The following is a 16,438-nucleotide window of genomic DNA, read 5'->3' as shown; positions in this document are numbered from 1 at the left end:
CTACGTAATGGCCACTAGAGGCGCATTGCCATCTGTCGGATAAATTGTGACTTATTTTGGAAATCCGGTCACGTTATCGGATGTCGCAGGCGGAACTTGAGCGCCATTGGGCGGCAAACACCCATAAAAAAACCGCCCCGAAGGGCGGTTCTTTGTGCCGCAGCGTTGCGGGTTACAGGCCGTTCTTGGCCTTGAACTCGCGACGACGACGGTGCAGGACCGGCTCGGTGTAGCCGTTGGGCTGCTTGGTGCCTTCGAGGACCAGCTCCAGGGCAGCCTGGAAGGCCACGCTGTTGTCGAAGTCCGGCGCCATCGGGCGGTATACCGGGTCGCCTTGGTTCTGACGATCGACCACAGGCGCCATGCGCTTGAGGCTTTCGACCACCTGATCCTTGGTTACCACACCGTGACGCATCCAGTTGGCTACGTGCTGGCTGGAGATGCGCAGGGTGGCGCGGTCTTCCATCAGCGCGATGTCGTTGATATCCGGCACCTTGGAGCAGCCGACGCCCTGTTCGACCCAGCGAACCATGTAGCCGAGGATGCCCTGCGAGTTGTTGTCCAGCTCGTTGCGCTTCTCTTCCTCGGTCCAGTTGGTGTCTTGCGCCAGCGGGATGGTGAGGATGTCGTCGATGGACGCTTTTTCACGCTTGGCCAGTTCGACTTGACGCGCCTGCACGTCAACCTTGTGGTAGTGCATGGCGTGCAGGGTGGCGGCGGTCGGCGACGGTACCCAGGCGGTGTTGGCACCGGCCATGGGGTGGCCGAGCTTCTGCTCGAGCATCGCGGCCATCAGGTCAGGCATGGCCCACATGCCCTTGCCGATCTGCGCTTTGCCTTGCAGACCGCAAGCCAGGCCCACGTCGACGTTGTTGTTTTCGTAGGCACTGATCCACTTCTCGGACTTCATCGCAGCCTTGCGTACCACCGGGCCGGCTTCCATGGAAGTGTGGATCTCGTCGCCGGTGCGGTCGAGGAAGCCGGTGTTAATGAACACCACGCGCTCGCGCGCTTCCTTGATGCAGGCCTTGAGGTTGATCGTGGTGCGACGCTCCTCGTCCATGATGCCGACTTTCAGAGTGTTGCGCGGCAAACCGAGGACGTCTTCGACGCGACCGAACAGTTCGGTGGCGAAAGCCACTTCTTCCGGGCCGTGCATCTTCGGCTTGACGATGTACATCGAGCCGGTGCGGGTGTTCTTGCGGCTGGTGTTGCCCTTGAGGTTGTGGATCGCGGCGAGGCTGGTGAACAGGCCGTCCATGATGCCTTCCGGGACTTCGTTGCCGTCCTTGTCGAGAATGGCATCGTTGGTCATCAGGTGACCGACGTTACGGATGAACAGCAGGGAACGGCCGTGCAGGGTGAGCTCACCGTTGCCGTCGGCCTGGGTGTAGACGCGGTCAGGGTTCATGGCACGGGTGATGCGCTTGCCGCCTTTGTCCAGTTCCTCGGCCAGATCGCCCTTCATCAGGCCGAGCCAGTTGCGGTAGACGATGGTCTTGTCATCGGCATCGACCGCAGCAATCGAGTCTTCGCAGTCCATGATGGTCGTCAGTGCCGACTCCATCAGAACGTCCTTCACGCCGGCTGCATCGGTCTGGCCGATGGGGCTGGACGGATCGATCTGGATTTCGAAGTGGATGCCGTTGTGCTTGAGCAGCACGGCGATCGGTGCGTTGGCGTCGCCCTGGAAGCCGCGCAGTTGCGCTGGGTTCTGCAGGCCGGTGGTGCTGCCATCCTTCAACGAGACGACCAGTTTGCCAGCATCGATGCGGTAACCAGTGGAGTCGGCATGCGAGCCCGTTTCCAACGGAGCGGCTTCGTCGAGGAAGGCGCGGGCATAGGCGATGACCTTGTTGCCGCGGACTTCGTTGTAGCCGGGGCCTTTGCTGGCGCCGTCTTCTTCGGGGATCACATCGGTGCCGTAGAGCGCGTCATACAGCGAGCCCCAGCGCGCATTGGCGGCGTTAAGGGCGAAGCGCGCATTCATGATCGGCACCACCAGCTGCGGGCCGGCCATGCTGGCGATTTCTTCGTCAACGTTCTGGGTAGTGGCCTGGAAGTCTTCGGCTTCCGGCAGCAGGTAGCCGATTTCCTGCAGGAAGGCTTTGTAGGCCGCGGCATCGTGGGCCTGACCGGCACGCGCCTGGTGCCAGGCGTCGATCTGGGCTTGCAGGTCGTCACGCTTGGCCAGCAGCGCGCGATTCTTTGGCGCCAGGTCATGGATGACGCTGGAAGCGCCGGCCCAGAAGGCATCGGCATCAACGCCGGTACCAGGAATCGCTTCGTTGTTCACGAAGTCGTACAGGACTTTGGCGACCTGCAGGCCACCGACTTGAACGCGCTCAGTCATTACTCGCCTCACTTGGTTCTTCTTCAAATCCGTCGGACAGTTTCTTCTTGTAGTCCGGGTCGACGGATACTACATGAAGCCGTTCGGAAAATCAGTCCGCCACACGGCGCAAGCTCAAGGCCCTGGATGTCGCTCATCCGGCAGTCGGCACGCTGCGTACCGGCCTCTTTAATACGGCGTTGGCGACGTTTGTTCTATACCTATGGAGTCGCACGCCACGGGAGCGGTCCATTACTCTCAGCAGTCGCACGGCCAACGCCGCTTGCCGTATTTCTCTATTAAAGGAGCCACAGATGGATCATCTCGTTCTTACCGTGATTGCCGAGGACCAGCCGGGGCTCGTCGAATGCCTGGCCAAGTGCATCGCCGAACATGGGGGCAACTGGCTGGAGAGCCGCATGTCGCGTATGGCCGGCCAGTTCGCCGGAATTCTGCGGGTCGCGGTGCCGGCTCAGGCCCACGCCGATCTCAGCGAAGCCCTGCAGCAGCTTGAGCAACAGGGTATCCGGGTCCTCGTTGCACAAAGCGGCGCGGAGCCAGAACGGCGTTGGCAGATGATTCAGCTGCAGCTGGTGGGCAACGATCGCGCGGGCATCGTCCGTGATATCACTCAATTGCTTGCCCGTCACGGCGTCAATCTGGAAAGTCTGGACACCGACGTTCTGCCCGCGCCGATGACCAACGAGTTGCTGTTCCGGGCTGATGCGCGGTTGGCCGTGCCGAGTGAACTGTCCTTGGACGAGCTGCAGGAACACCTGGAAACGCTGGCCGACGACCTGATGGTGGAGTTGAAACTGCAGCCTGCCGATTGACTTGCCGTTAACGCGTGGCGCCTTTACGCATCACGCGCCAGGCGTCGTAGCTGTACACGGCGAGTCCCGCCCATATGCAGACAAAGGCCAGCTGGCGATCGGCCGGGAAGGGCTCGTCGAACACCCATACCGCGAGCAGCAGCAGCAACGTGGGCGTGATGTACTGCAGGAAGCCCAGGGTCGAGTAGGGCAGATGCCTGGCCGCTGCGTTGAAGCACAGCAGCGGCAGCAGCGTGACCGGCCCGGCAGCTACCAGCCACAGCGCCTGCGGCTCTGTCCAGAACGACCATTCAGTGCTTGGGCCGCTGCCGAAGAAAAACAGCCAGCCCAGCGCGATCGGCAACAGAAGCCAGGTTTCCACCACCAAGCCCGGCAGGGCGGCGACCGGCGCCTGCTTGCGCAACAGACCATAGCTGCCAAAGCTCAGCGCCAGCGCGATCGACACCCATGGAAAGTCGCCGAGGGTGACCAGCTGCAGCAGCACGCCGACAGCCGCCATCGCCACGGCCAACCATTGCAGCGGGCGCAGGCGCTCTCGCAACACGATCAGCCCCAGCAGCACATTGACCAGCGGATTGATGTAGTAGCCCAGGCTCGCCTCGAGCATGTGGTCGTGGTTCACCGCCCAGACGTAGATAAGCCAGTTGCTGGCGATCAGCACGCTGGAAATCATCAGCACACCGATCCGCCGCGGATGGGCAAGCAACTCCTGCCACCAGCCTGCGTGGCGCCAGAGGCTCAGCACCAGCGTGCCGAACAGCGCTGACCAGATGGCCCTTTGAGTAACGATTTCCAGCGCCGCGTACTGCTCGATGGACTTGAAGTAGAGCGGGAACAGGCCCCAGATGGAAAAGGTCATCAGACCCAGTAGGTAACCCTTGCGCAGATCGGCGGTGGCCATGGCTGTCCTGAAAGCGGGGCGGCGGAGAGCCGGCCATTTTGCGCTCTGGTGCAGGCATTTGTCTGCTGCGCAAACCGTCCCGGGTGCGTTCCGGAAGCATTCGCAAACACCCGAGGTTGAACGCGCCCGCCTGCAGCCCGTCTCAAAGTGGACGACTCGGGGTCGCCGCTGCGACTCGACAGCCACACGAGGTGTTCGATGAAACTGCAGAATAAGGTCGCCCTGGTTACCGGCAGCACCCAGGGCATCGGCCGCGGCATAGCCATACGCCTGGCGAAGGAAGGCGCCGACTTGGTTATCAATGGGCGACATGACGACGACCAGGCGCGCGAAACACTCGAGCAGGTGCGGGCCCAAGGGCATCGGGTCTGCTTTATCGCCGCGGATGTTGCAGAACCTGCCAATTGCTATCGGCTGGTTGAGCAAGCCGTCGAGCAGATGGGCCGCCTGGACATTCTGGTCAATAACGCCGGGGTGCAGAAACACGACGCCTTTCTCGATGTGAGCGAGGCGGACTACAACCAGGTGCTGAGCGTCAATCTGCGCGGCCCGTTCTTCCTGTCTCAGGCGTTTGCCCGCCACCTGCGTGACACCGGGCGAGGCGGGCGGATCATCAACAACAGCTCGGTTCACGAGGAGCTGCCATTTCCCAATTTCAGTGCCTACTGCTCCAGCAAGGGCGGTCTGAAGATGCTGACGCGCAACCTGGCGATCGAACTGGCACCGCTGGGGATCACCGTCAACAACGTCGCGCCCGGCGCGATCGAGACGCCAATCAATCAGACGCTGATGAACGAACCGGAAAAACTCGCCGGGCTGCTTGAGAACATCCCGGCCAAGCGTTTGGGGCAGCCGCACGATGTGGCGGGTGCAGTGGCCTTTCTCGCCTCGGACGACGCCGACTACGTCACCGGCACTACACTGGTGATAGATGGTGGACTGCTATGGAATTACAGCGAGCAATGACCGATATCCCTTCGAGCGACTTCGATTACGACACTCGCGCGGTTTCGGCCGCCGATACCCTGACCCCCGCGGACCGGTACCAGGAACTGTTCGTGGCGGTGCAGATGCAGCGGGTGTTTGCTGACAGCAAGACCTTCGTCGACTGCGCCCCGCGACAGCATCCGGAGCGCATTCTCGAAGCCTATCGGGCGCAGAATAGCCAGCCCGGCTTCGATCTACGTGGATTTGTGCTGGAGCACTTCGAGGTCTACCAGCGACAGCCAACCGAGTTCGTCGCCAACCCCGACGATACCTTGGATGAGCACATCGACCGGCTCTGGCCAGTGCTGACCCGCCACCCGCGTCAGCACCCGGAATTCTCCTCGCTGCTGCCGCTGCCCCACGACTACGTGGTGCCGGGCGGTCGTTTTACCGAGCTGTACTACTGGGACTCCTACTTCACCATGCTCGGCCTGGATGAGAGTGGGCATTGCGAGTTGCTGCGATCAATGGCGGACAACTTCGCCTACCTGATCGATACCTACGGCCATGTGCCCAATGGCAACCGCTCCTATTACCTGAGCCGCTCGCAGCCGCCGGTTTTCGCGTTGATGACGGACCTGTTCGAGGAGTCCGGCGTGCATCGCGCCAACGATTACCTGCCGCAGTTGCGGAAGGAGCACGCGTTCTGGACCGATGGGGACGATCAGTTGCGGCCCGGAGAATCCCATCGTCGCTGCGTTTGTCTGGCCGATGGCAGCGTACTCAATCGCTATTGGGATGAGCGGGACACGCCGCGCGAGGAGTCCTATCTCGAAGACGTCGAAACGGCGCGTTCATCCAGCCGGCCTGCGCATGAGGTCTATCGCGACCTGCGAGCCGGTGCCGAGTCCGGCTGGGATTTCAGTTCGCGCTGGCTGGGCGATCCTCAGCGGCTGTCGAGCATTCGCACCACGCAGATCATTCCGGTGGACCTGAACAGCTTTCTCTACAACCTTGAGCGACAGATCGCCCGTCTCAGCCGCGCCAAGGGCCAACATGACTGTGCCGAGGCGTTCCGTCAGCGTGCCGAAAAGCGTCTGGCTGCGATCGATCATTACCTGTGGAGCGAGCAGCACGGCGCCTATTTCGACTACGACTGGTGCCTCGCAAAACCTAGGGACAACCTTACCGCTGCCACCCTGACGCCGCTGTTCGTCAAGCTTGCCAGTGCCGAGCAGGCGGCGCGGGTGGCTGAAGTGGTTCGCGAACGGCTGCTCGCTCCTGGCGGTCTGTCCACCACCGAGGTCGGCGGCAGTGGTGAGCAGTGGGACCGCCCGAACGGCTGGGCGCCGCTGCAATGGATGGGCATCCGTGGGCTGCAACACTATGGTCACGATGCACTGGCACTGCAGATCGAAGAGCGCTGGCTGAAGATCGTCTCGCTGCTGTTTGAAAGCGAGAGCAAGCTGGTGGAGAAGTACGTGCTGCGGCCCTGCACCGAGCACGCTGGCGGCGGTGAGTATCCATTGCAGGATGGCTTCGGTTGGACCAATGGCGTGACCCGCAAACTGATGCAGGCCGACCCGTCTCACGAAGCCCACCGTTGCCGAGCCGGTCGCTGCCGGGTGGAATGAACCGGGCGGACAGCCACCGCAACTGGAGCGGGCCGGCAGGCCTGCCATTTGCGAGCAAGCGCGCGCTACTCGGCGAGGCGGTAGATGCCTTTGTAGGAGCGAGCTTGCTCGTGAGGCGTTCGGAGATACCGCTGGCCTAGCTATCCGCTTGCCAGAGCGCGTCTGCCAGCTGCGAAACCTGGCGATTCACCGCCGATACGGGCTTGGCAACGCGCCTTCCAGATTCAGGGTGCCTTTCTCGATGAACCGCTGAGTGCCGAACGTCCTCCCGCCCGCCAGTTTCCCGCGCAGCACATAGGGCACTTCATCCATGCCGATGTGCTCAGCCAGACCCAGCGCTTGCCGCGCGGCAGAGAATGCCGAGATGGTCATCGGCACGCTCAATACGGTTTCGCCGAAGCGTGGGATGGTGCCGCTTGCGTCGCTGACGCCGCTGGCCAGGTTGCGTCCGTTGATTTCCAGCTCCAGCGCTACGCCGTCGTAATCCAGCGGGCGGTCGTTGGGATTCTGCACCCGTAGTTTCACCGCCATGCGCAGCTCCAGCCCTTCCCCGGGCAGCGGTTGGATGCCGGCCACCTGTACGTTGAGCGGGTCGTGGTCGAAGAAAGCCGCGCAGGCAGTGAGCGTCAGTGCCAGCAGGCAGACCGACAGCAGGCGAACAACGGGTACGGCTGAGCGCAGGGGCATATAAGGTCTCTACTCATTTTTCTTGGTGAGGTTGCCCAGGCCTTGGAGCAGCTCCATAGGCAGCGGGAAGACGATGGTCGAATTCTTGTCGCCAGCGATGTTGCTCAGCGTCTGCATGTAGCGCAGTTGCATGGCTCCGGGTTGGCGCCCGAGCATTTCGGCGGCCTGCATAAGTTTTTCCGAGGCCTGCAGCTCGCCTTCTGCATGAATGACCTTGGCGCGACGCTCGCGTTCCGCCTCGGCCTGCCGGGCGATGGCGCGGATCATCGATTCGTCGAGGTCCACATGCTTGATTTCGACGTTGGCGACCTTGATGCCCCAGGCGTCGGTCTGCGTGTCGAGCACTTGCTGAATGTCGTTATTGAGCTGCTCGCGTTCGGCCAGCATGTCGTCCAGATCGTGCTTGCCGAGCACCGCACGCAGCGTCGTCTGCGCCAGCTGGCTGGTGGCCGAGTGGTAGTCCTCGACCTGAATGATCGCCTTTTCAGCATCCAGCACGCGGTAGTAGACCACCGCATTGACCTTCACCGAGACGTTGTCGCGCGAGATTACGTCCTGGGTTGGAACGTCCAGGACCAAGGTGCGCAGGTCGACCCGGACCATCTGCTGGATGCCGGGAATGATCAGGATCAGCCCCGGCCCCTTGACCTTCCAGAAGCGGCCCAGCTGAAACACCACGCCGCGCTCGTATTCACGCAAAATGCGGAACGTCGAAGCCAGCAGTGCAATCACCAGCACCGCGACGACGATAAAACTCATTTCAAGACCCATGCTTCACCTCTTCTCGGTTGACGGCCTGTCGGCCGCAGTCACATCCAGTTGCAAGCCATGCCGTGCCACCACGCGGACCTGCTGACCCACCTGCAGTGGCCCGGTTCCATGCACTTGCCAGTGTTCACCGTGTAGCTGAACCCAACCGGTGCCCGGCTCATCTGGTTTGATGCCGGTAATCTGGGTCAGGGTGCCGATCAGGTCGGCATCGCCGCTGACTATCGGTCGCCGCCGGGCTTTCAGCGCCATGCTGACGATGCCAAAGACCAGCAACGCGCTGATGACAGCAAGCGTGCCGATCAGCGCCAGCGGGATGCTGAAGCCCGGCACTTCGGTGTCGATCAGAATCACCGCGCCGGTGACGAAGGCGGCCACGCCGCCGAGGCCGAGCACGCCGAAGCTGGGAACGAAGGCCTCGGCGATCATGAACGCCAGGCCCAGCAGGATCAGTGCGACGCCCGCATAGTTGACCGGCAGCATCTGCAGCGAAAACATCGCCAGCAGCAGGCAGATCCCGCCGATGACGCCACCACCACCGGTGCCCGGGTTGGAAAATTCAAAGACCAGTCCATAGATGCCGATCATCATCAGGATCAGCGCCACGCTGGGGTTGGTGATGACGGCCAGCAGGCGCACCCGCCAGTCCGGGTCATGGCGCTCGAGAGTGGCGTCGGCAGTCTGCAGCGTGCGCGTGCCTGCGCGGGTCTCGACCGTCTTGCCATTCAGCTGGGTCAGCAGGTCATCGAGATCGCTGGCCAGGTAGTCGACCACGTTCTGCTCCAGCGCCTCGGCTGCCGAGAGGCTGACGGCCTCTCGTACCGCCCGCTCGGCCCATTCGGCATTGCGCTCGCGCAGTTGCGCCAGACCACGAATGTACGCTGCTGCGTCGTTGACCTGTTTGCGGCTCATGGCGTCGCCGCTGTTTTCATTTCCCTTCTCGGCATCCGGCGAAGGCACCGGTTGGCCCCCACCGCCTCCGATCTGCACCGGAGTCGCGGCGCCCAGGTTGGTGCCGGGGGTCATGGCGGCGATGTGGCTGGCGTAGAGCAGGTAGGTGCCGGCGCTGGCCGCCCGCGAGCCGCTGGGCGTGACATAGGTGGCTATAGGCACCGGGCTGGCGAGGATCTTCTTGATCATGGCGCGCATCGAGCTATCCAGCCCGCCGGGCGTGTCCAGCTCCAGCACCAGCAGTTGCGCATCAGCGTCCTGCGCCCTTTGGATGCCGCGGATGACGTAGTCGGCGCTGGCCGGGCCGATAATCCCGTCTACTCGCAGCACCATGACCGGGTCGGCCGCATGTGCAGCACTGGCGAAGGCCAGCAGCACGCCAAGCAGCCAGGCGAATCGTTGAGTGAAGCGACGATGCATCAGCTGTGACTCCCAGGTCGACGGCAAGCCGGTGATTGATCGAGGCAGTCCTCGGAGGATAGTCCAGCCGGCCGCAGGTTCCTCTCCATCGTGCGGGGCCTTGCCTCAGGTCATCGGTCAATGGCGCCGGCACCTGAACTCTGCGCAGTAGGCGAGCCTCACAACCTATACGAGGCTGAACAAAGGGGCTCGACGGCGCAGCGTTCCGTTGCGTGATGCTCCGCTCCTGAGGAGATTTCCATGCGCATTCATCATCTCAATTGCGGCTGTATGTGCCCGGTCGGCGGCAAGCTGTTCGACGGCTTCAGCAGCGGGCTGACCGCCAGCTTAGTGTGCCACTGTCTGTTGATCGAGACCGATGGGCATGGGCTGGTGCTGGTCGATACCGGCTTTGGCAGCTGCGATGTGCTGGAGCCACGCAAGCGACTCAGTTCGTTCTTCATTGCCTTCAACAACATCAAGTTCGAGCGTCGCTTCACGGCGCTGGAGCAGGTTCGGCAGTTGGGTTTCAGCGCGGATGACGTGCAGCACATCGTGCTCACCCATCTGGATTTCGACCATGCCGGTGGGCTCGCGGACTTTCCCAATGCCCAGGTCCACGTGCTTCAGCGCGAGATGGACGCGGCGCGCTCAACTCACAGCTTCCTCGGCCACCGCCGCTATCGCCACCAGCAATGGGATGAGGTGCGCCACTGGCAGTTCTACGAGCCGGGCGGGGACACCTGGTTCGGTTTTCAGGCGGTACGGGAACTACGTGGCCTTCCGCCGGAGATCCTGCTGATCCCGCTCACCGGGCACACCCATGGCCACGCTGGTGTCGCGCTGGATACCGGTCACGGTTGGCTGCTGCACGCCGGTGACGCCTATTTCTACCGCGATGAAGTCGGCCAGACCAAACGTCATTGCACGCCGGGGCTGCGCTTCTATCAGCGCATGATGGAGACCGATCGCACGGCACGCCTGGCAAACCAGCATCGGCTCTGGACCCTGTCGCTGGAGCACAAGGACGAGGTGACGCTGTTCTGCAGCCATGATGCCAAGGAGCTTGAACGCATGCGGGCGAGGTCGGTTTGATGGGGCAGCCAGAGGATGATCGCGTCGGAGGCGCGGTGCGCACCATGATGGGCTACGTGAGGTGGGTCGGTTTGGTAGCCTGTTCGCTGGCGGCGTTGGGCTACGCAGTGATCGGCAACTTCAACATGACCGGGCTGATGCTGGCGCTGGCCGTGCTGTCGTGGATCAACATCCGGCGCAAGCGCAACAGGCCTGAACCGCCAAGGCACCGTTAGCGGCACTGGCTCGGGAATCCGGTTGTCATGTTCGACCTTTCGCGTATGGCGACGGGCCTGATGTATCTGCGATAGTCCGCCGGCTGAAGCGATACTGCTCGGCGTTGCGCGCGGCTCACAAGGCAGGCGGCATCTGCGCATTCAGCTGACCCAATTCCACGGCCAGCCGCGTTCTCTCTCTCGTGCACCCTTTGGGTGCCCCTGGCGACTCAAACGGTCGCTACCGGATGCTTGAAATCACTGCCGTCTCGGTTGTGGTTGTTCCATCGAACTCCCGGGTCCTGTGGCCCTGCCAGCCCCTGATTCCCGCCGGAAAGGAACCCCTCTCCGGCGATTCGGTCGATTCACAGTAAGCCAATTGGCCAAAACCAGACTGAGGGGGAACCACAATGGACCTGATTCGCATCATCATCGCTATATTGCTGCCGCCGCTAGGGGTGTTCCTGCAAGTTGGCCTGGGTGGCGCCTTCTGGCTGAATATTCTGCTGACGCTGTTGGGCTACATCCCCGGCATCATTCACGCAGTCTGGATCATCGCCCGTCGCTGAGGGTTGATCAGCGAGCAACAGGGCCCGGCCATTCGGCCGGGCTTTTTTGTGCTTGCAAGCGAGGCGGTGTAGAGTCCGCGGTCGACTGCGCGCGTTGTGGCATCTCGCGCGAGTCATCAAGAACTTGTCGGGATCGGAGGCGTTCGCTGGTGGCGACGCAGCCGCCCGCATGGCCGTGGGTCGCTGTTGCTCGCACAGTACCCAGGAAGGAACCAGATGGGCGACTCTTTCATCGATCAGAATCACTTCAAGCGAATCCTCAACCGCAACGTGGCGGTGCCCCTCGGTTTCGGTTTCCTCAGCGCGTTTTTCTTCAGCGCCATCGTCTACTTCCTGCTCAACGTCAGTCACTGGGTCGAGCGCTCCGTGGTGGGCGTTGCTTACGCTCACGACATGCTGAAAGTGATGGGTGACCTGGAAGCCTCGATGCGAGGCTATCTGATTGCCGGGGACGATGCTTTTCTCGAACCCTACCGAAACGAACTGCCCGTATTCGAAAGCCAGTTCGACTTGATTGCTGATTACGCCGCCGATGATCCGGTACAGCTGAATCGTGTCGAGCGCCTTGGTCGGCTGCATGAGCAATGGATCGCGTTTTCCGAGGAGGCGATCGCCCGCAGGGCTCGGAACGAATCCGTTGTTGAGTATGTGCGCAGTCAGGAAGGGTTGAAGCTGAAGGAAGAACAGCGTCGGCTGCTCAACGAGTTCATTGCCTACGAACGACAAATCCGAGCCGATCGTACCGATACGTCCGAAACGATCACCACCGCTTTGATCGGCGGGTTTCTGCTGTTCAGTCTGATTTTCAGCGGCCTGCTGGTCTATTTCGGGCGGCGCGACCTGATCAGTTTGTCGGATAGCTATTCGGAGTCGCTCCAACAGCAACAGGCGCATGCCGCCGCACTGGAAAAGCAGGCTTGGTATCGAAACGGTCAGACCCAGCTCAGCGAGTCGATGATCGGCGAGCAGGCCTTGCCGACGCTGGGCCAGAACGTGCTTGGTTTCCTGGCCCGCTACCTCGGCGTTGCGGTCGGGGCGCTGTATGTCACCCAGGAAGGCAAACTGCAGCGGGTCGCGGAATTCGGCTGGGATCGGGACCGGTTGCATGCCGGCCGCAATCTTGAGCTGGGCGAGGGATTGGTGGGCCAGGTGGCGTTGGAGCGTCGCGTAATGCAGCTCGACAACGTGCCGCAGGGTTATCTGAACGTGAGTTCGGCGCTGGGCAGCGCCGCCGCCTCGTCCGTACTGATCTTCCCGGTGGAAGACAGCGGCATGCTCAACGCCGTGCTGGAAGTCGGCTTCTTGCGACCCCTGCGTGACGAGGACAATGAGTTGCTGCGGCGGGTCAGCGAAAATATCGGCTCGGCCATCGAGGCTGCGCGCTATCGCCAGCGGCTGCAGCGCATGCTTGCTGAAACCCAGCAGCTCAACGAAGAGTTACAGGTCCAGCAAGAAGAGCTTCGCGCGGCCAACGAAGAGCTTGAGGAGCAATCCAACGCCTTGCGCGAGTCACAGGCGCACATGGAAGAGCAGCAGGCCGAGCTGGAGCAGACCAACGAGCAGCTCGCCGAACAGACCCAGGCGCTGGCGCAGCAGCGCGATGAAATGGACCTGAAGAACCATCGCCTGCATGAGGTGCAGCTGATGCTCGAAGAGCGCGCCGATGAGTTGCAGCGCGCCAGTCGTTACAAATCGGAATTCCTCGCCAACATGTCCCACGAGCTGCGCACGCCGCTGAACAGCTCGCTGATTCTGTCTAAATTGCTGGCCGACAATCCGCACGGCAATCTGCAGGAAGACCAGGTGCAGTTTGCGCGCTCGATCTATTCGGCGGGCAACGATCTGCTCAATCTGATCAACGACATTCTGGATATCTCGAAGGTCGAAGCCGGCAAGCTGGATGTCCATCCCGAGCTGTTGATTCTCACGCGACTGGTCGATGGCCTGAAGAGCCTGTTTCTCGCCCAGGCGCTGGAAAAGTCGCTGCAGTTCAATGTCGAGCTGGCCGAGGACTTGCCGCCGAGCCTCTATACCGACCGCCAGCGGCTGGAGCAGATTCTCAAGAACCTGTTGTCCAATGCCTTCAAGTTCACCGAGAAGGGCTCGGTAGAACTTCGGGTCACGCGCCGTGACGACCAACAGATAGCCTTTGCCGTGCGTGATTCCGGAATCGGTATCCCCGCCGACCAGCAGGAAGTCATCTTCGAAGCCTTCCGTCAGGCCGATGGCACCACCAACCGGCGTTATGGCGGCACCGGGCTGGGCTTGTCCATCTCCCGTGAGCTGGCCCAGTTGCTCGGCGGCACCATTGAAGTCAGTAGCGAACCGGGGGCCGGCAGTGTGTTCACATTGATCGTTCCGGAGAACTACAGCGCCCCGGTGGTCGAGCAGGACCCCGAGCCTTTGCCTGAGCCGAAGTCGTTCGATATCCCGGACGCGCCGGCACCGGTTGCGACGCCGATCGCCGCGACGCCGAGACCGGTGCCGGTGCCGGAGCAGGGCGTGGCGACGCTTACGGACGACCGCGAGCGCTTCCCGTTCGAGCGTTCGGTGCTGGTGATCGAAGACGAGCCGCAATTTGCCGGCATCCTTCGCGATCTGGCCCACGAACTGAAGTACAGCTGTCTGATCGCACAGAACGCTGATCGCGGTTTCGACACGGCTGTGCAGTACCGTCCCGATGCGATCCTGCTGGACATGCGGCTGCCGGACCATTCCGGTCTTACGGTGCTCGAACGGCTCAAGGAAAATCCCATCACACGGCACATTCCAGTGCATATCGTGTCGGTGGAAGACCGCAAGGAAGCTGCGTTGCAGATGGGAGCCATCGGCTACGCCACTAAGCCGACGACCCGTGAGGATCTCAAGGCCGTGTTCGGCCTCTTCGAAGCCAAGCTGGAGCAGAAGGTCAAACGTATCCTGCTGGTCGAAGATGACGCGCGTCAGCGTGAAAGCGTGTCGCGGCTGATCGAGGACGTCGACATCGAGATCACCGCCGTGGAGTTCGGCGAGCAGGCCCTGGAGCTGCTGCGTTCCACTGTGTTCGACTGCATGATCATCGACCTCAAGCTACCGGACATGGACGGCCACGAGCTGCTCGAACGCATGGCGCGTGAAGACATCTGCTCCTTCCCTCCGGTCATTGTTTATACCGGACGCAACCTGACTCGCGACGAAGAGGGTGCGCTACTGAAATACTCGCGCTCGATCATCATCAAGGGCGCACGGTCGCCGGAGCGGCTGCTCGACGAAGTCACGTTGTTCCTGCACAAGGTCGAATCCGATATGCCGCCGGAGCGGCAGAAGATGCTCAAAAGCGTGCGCAGCCGAGAAAAAGCTTTCGAGGGCCGCAAGATCCTAGTGGTCGACGATGACGTGCGTAACGTTTTCGCCTTGACCAGCGCACTGGAGCAGAAGGGCGCGCTGATCGAGATCGCCCGCAACGGTCATGAAGCCATCGCTCAGTTGCAGAATGTCGGCGACATCGATCTGGTGCTGATGGACATCATGATGCCGGAGATGGACGGATTCACCGCCATGCAGGAGATCCGCAAGGACCCGCGCTTCGCCAAACTGCCGATCATCGCAGTGACCGCCAAGGCGATGAAAGACGATCAGGATCGCTGCCTGCGGTCGGGTGCCAACGATTACCTGGCCAAGCCCATCGATCTGGACCGTCTGTTCTCGCTGATCCGTGTCTGGCTGCCGAAAGTGGAGCTGCTGTGACATGCCGGACCGCAACCAGGCCATCGAGCTGAAGCTGCTGATCGAAGCGATCTACCTGCGCTACAGCTACGATTTTCGCGACTACTCCAGTGCTTCGCTCAAGCGCCGCGTGCTGCTGGCGCTCAAGCAGATGCAGTGCGAGAACATCTCGGAGCTCCAGCGCCGGATTCTCTACGATCCGCAGGCGTTCATGGAGCTGCTGCAGTTTCTCACCATTCCGGTGAGCGAGATGTTCCGCGACCCCAGCTATTACCTGGCGTTGCGTGAGCAAGTGATACCGGTGTTGTACACCTATCCGTCATTGAAGATCTGGATTGCCGGCTGCAGCACGGGCGAAGAGGTCTACTCGATGGCCATCTTGCTCAAAGAAGAAGGTTTGCTCGATCGCACAATCTTGTACGCGACCGACATCAATCCAAGGTCACTCGAACGTGCGCGCCAGGGCATCTTCAACATCGACAACATGCGTCAGTACACCAGTAACTATCAAGGTGCCGGTGGCAAGCACAGCCTGAGCGATTACTATACGGCGGCCTATGACTCGGCAATCATGGATAAGTCCTTGAAAGAAAACATAACGTTCGCCGATCACAGTTTGGCGACCGATAGCGTTTTCGCCGAGACCCAGTTGATTTCCTGCCGCAACGTGCTGATCTACTTCAACAAGCCGCTGCAGAACCGTGCCTTCGGCCTGTTCTACGACTCGCTCTGCCACCGGGGATTTCTCGGTCTTGGCAGCAAGGAAACCGTTGAGTTTTCCGGCTATGCCGAGCAGTTCGAGGCGTTCGACAAGCCGGAAAGGGTGTTCCGCAAACTATGACGCTCACTGCCGCCGAAGCCTTTTCTCAACCCCTCGACCGTCCTGTAGATGCCGTGGTGATCGGTGCGTCCGCCGGCGGGTTGGCTGCGCTCAGCGCGTTGGTGACCGGGTTGCCTCGAACCTATCGCTTGCCGCTGCTGATGGTTCAGCACGTGCCGGCAACCGGGCCGACGCAGCTGGTAGAAATCTTCCAACGCAAAACCGATCTGGCGGTAAAGGAAGCGGGCGACAAGGAGCCCATTTGCGGCGGCACGCTCTACTTCGCAGCGCCGGGTTATCACCTGTTGGTCGAGGCGGACATGAGCCTGTCGCTTAGCCAGGATGATGCGATGCATTTCTCCAGGCCCTCAATCGACGTGCTCTTCGAGTCGGCGGCTGATGCCTGGGGCGGGCGTGTCGCCGGGATTCTTCTGACAGGTGCCAACGAGGACGGCGCCGCCGGTCTCGAGGCGATCAAGCAGGCCGGCGGCCTCACTATTGTTCAGGACCCTGGCGAAGCCGAGGTCCCGACCATGCCACGTGCAGCACTCCAGCGCTTCGCGCCGGATTACATTTTGCCCTTGCGCGATATCCATCGACTGTTGCGTGAACTGGAGTGACCC

The 16,438-nt window shown here is 61.7% G+C and carries 14 protein-coding genes; 9 read left to right on the top strand and 5 right to left on the bottom strand.

Features of this window, described 5'->3' with window-relative positions:
• Positions 1-172: 172 nt before the first annotated feature.
• Positions 173-2,353 carry a malate synthase G gene (locus C1896_19860; GenBank protein AZZ46981.1) on the bottom strand — a complete coding sequence of 727 codons (2,181 nt, stop codon included), beginning with the start codon at positions 2,351-2,353 and terminating at the stop codon, positions 173-175.
• Between the two features lie 293 nt (positions 2,354-2,646).
• Between C1896_19860 and C1896_19855 the strand changes: the two genes are divergently transcribed.
• Positions 2,647-3,165, top strand: coding sequence for a glycine cleavage system protein R (locus C1896_19855; protein ID AZZ46980.1), 519 nt, complete (start codon positions 2,647-2,649; stop codon positions 3,163-3,165).
• A 7-nt stretch (positions 3,166-3,172) separates the two neighbouring features.
• On the opposite strand, the gene rarD is transcribed toward C1896_19855, so the two are convergent.
• Complete coding sequence (gene rarD, locus C1896_19850; GenBank protein AZZ46979.1) at positions 3,173-4,066, bottom strand: EamA family transporter RarD; 894 nt, start codon at positions 4,064-4,066, stop codon at positions 3,173-3,175.
• 198 nt (positions 4,067-4,264) lie between these two features.
• On the opposite strand from rarD, the gene C1896_19845 reads away from it, so the two are divergent.
• Both C1896_19845 and treF read left to right on the top strand, forming a co-directional pair.
• The gene (locus C1896_19845; GenBank protein AZZ46978.1) at positions 4,265-5,032 is read left to right on the top strand and encodes an SDR family oxidoreductase; all 768 of its coding nucleotides are present in this window, start codon (positions 4,265-4,267) and stop codon (positions 5,030-5,032) included.
• Positions 5,029-6,627 (top strand): alpha,alpha-trehalase, encoded by a 1,599-nt coding sequence (gene treF / locus C1896_19840; protein AZZ46977.1) that lies wholly within the window; start codon positions 5,029-5,031, stop codon positions 6,625-6,627. Before C1896_19845 ends, treF begins: the two co-directional genes overlap by 4 nt.
• Positions 6,628-6,813: 186 nt before the next feature.
• On the opposite strand, the gene C1896_19835 is transcribed toward treF, so the two are convergent.
• The 3 genes from C1896_19835 to C1896_19825 are packed head-to-tail and all read right to left on the bottom strand — an operon-like array spanning position 6,814 to position 9,453.
• Complete coding sequence (locus C1896_19835; protein ID AZZ46976.1) at positions 6,814-7,314, bottom strand: water stress/hypersensitive response domain-containing protein; 501 nt, start codon at positions 7,312-7,314, stop codon at positions 6,814-6,816.
• 9 nt (positions 7,315-7,323) lie between these two features.
• Entirely contained in the window at positions 7,324-8,085 is a 762-nt protein-coding gene (locus tag C1896_19830; GenBank protein ID AZZ46975.1) for a hypothetical protein, read from the bottom strand.
• A gap of 3 nt (positions 8,086-8,088) precedes the next feature.
• Positions 8,089-9,453 carry a serine protease gene (locus C1896_19825; protein ID AZZ46974.1) on the bottom strand — a complete coding sequence of 455 codons (1,365 nt, stop codon included), beginning with the start codon at positions 9,451-9,453 and terminating at the stop codon, positions 8,089-8,091.
• A 240-nt stretch (positions 9,454-9,693) separates the two neighbouring features.
• Between C1896_19825 and C1896_19820 the strand changes: the two genes are divergently transcribed.
• From C1896_19820 to C1896_19795, 6 genes are all read left to right on the top strand, one after another.
• The gene (locus C1896_19820; protein AZZ46973.1) at positions 9,694-10,527 is read left to right on the top strand and encodes an MBL fold metallo-hydrolase; all 834 of its coding nucleotides are present in this window, start codon (positions 9,694-9,696) and stop codon (positions 10,525-10,527) included.
• Entirely contained in the window at positions 10,527-10,742 is a 216-nt protein-coding gene (locus C1896_19815) for a hypothetical protein (protein ID AZZ46972.1), read from the top strand. The genes C1896_19820 and C1896_19815 overlap by 1 nt, the downstream gene beginning before the upstream one ends.
• 389 nt (positions 10,743-11,131) lie before the next feature.
• Positions 11,132-11,290 carry a YqaE/Pmp3 family membrane protein gene (locus C1896_19810; protein AZZ46971.1) on the top strand — a complete coding sequence of 53 codons (159 nt, stop codon included), beginning with the start codon at positions 11,132-11,134 and terminating at the stop codon, positions 11,288-11,290.
• Positions 11,291-11,506: 216 nt separating this feature from the next.
• Positions 11,507-15,016 carry a two-component system sensor histidine kinase/response regulator gene (locus tag C1896_19805; protein ID AZZ46970.1) on the top strand — a complete coding sequence of 1,170 codons (3,510 nt, stop codon included), beginning with the start codon at positions 11,507-11,509 and terminating at the stop codon, positions 15,014-15,016.
• 1 nt (position 15,017) lies between these two features.
• A complete protein-coding gene (locus C1896_19800) occupies positions 15,018-15,836 on the top strand; it encodes a chemotaxis protein CheR (protein ID AZZ46969.1) in 819 nt (272 codons plus the stop codon).
• Positions 15,833-16,435: a chemotaxis protein CheB gene (locus C1896_19795; protein ID AZZ46968.1), complete on the top strand. Its 603-nt coding sequence runs from the start codon at positions 15,833-15,835 to the stop codon at positions 16,433-16,435. Before C1896_19800 ends, C1896_19795 begins: the two co-directional genes overlap by 4 nt.
• Positions 16,436-16,438: the final 3 nt, after the last annotated feature.

The organism is Pseudomonadaceae bacterium SI-3 (assembly GCA_004010935.1).
Taxonomy (GTDB): domain Bacteria; phylum Pseudomonadota; class Gammaproteobacteria; order Pseudomonadales; family Pseudomonadaceae; genus Stutzerimonas.
This window is presented reverse-complemented; position numbering and strand designations above follow the sequence as displayed.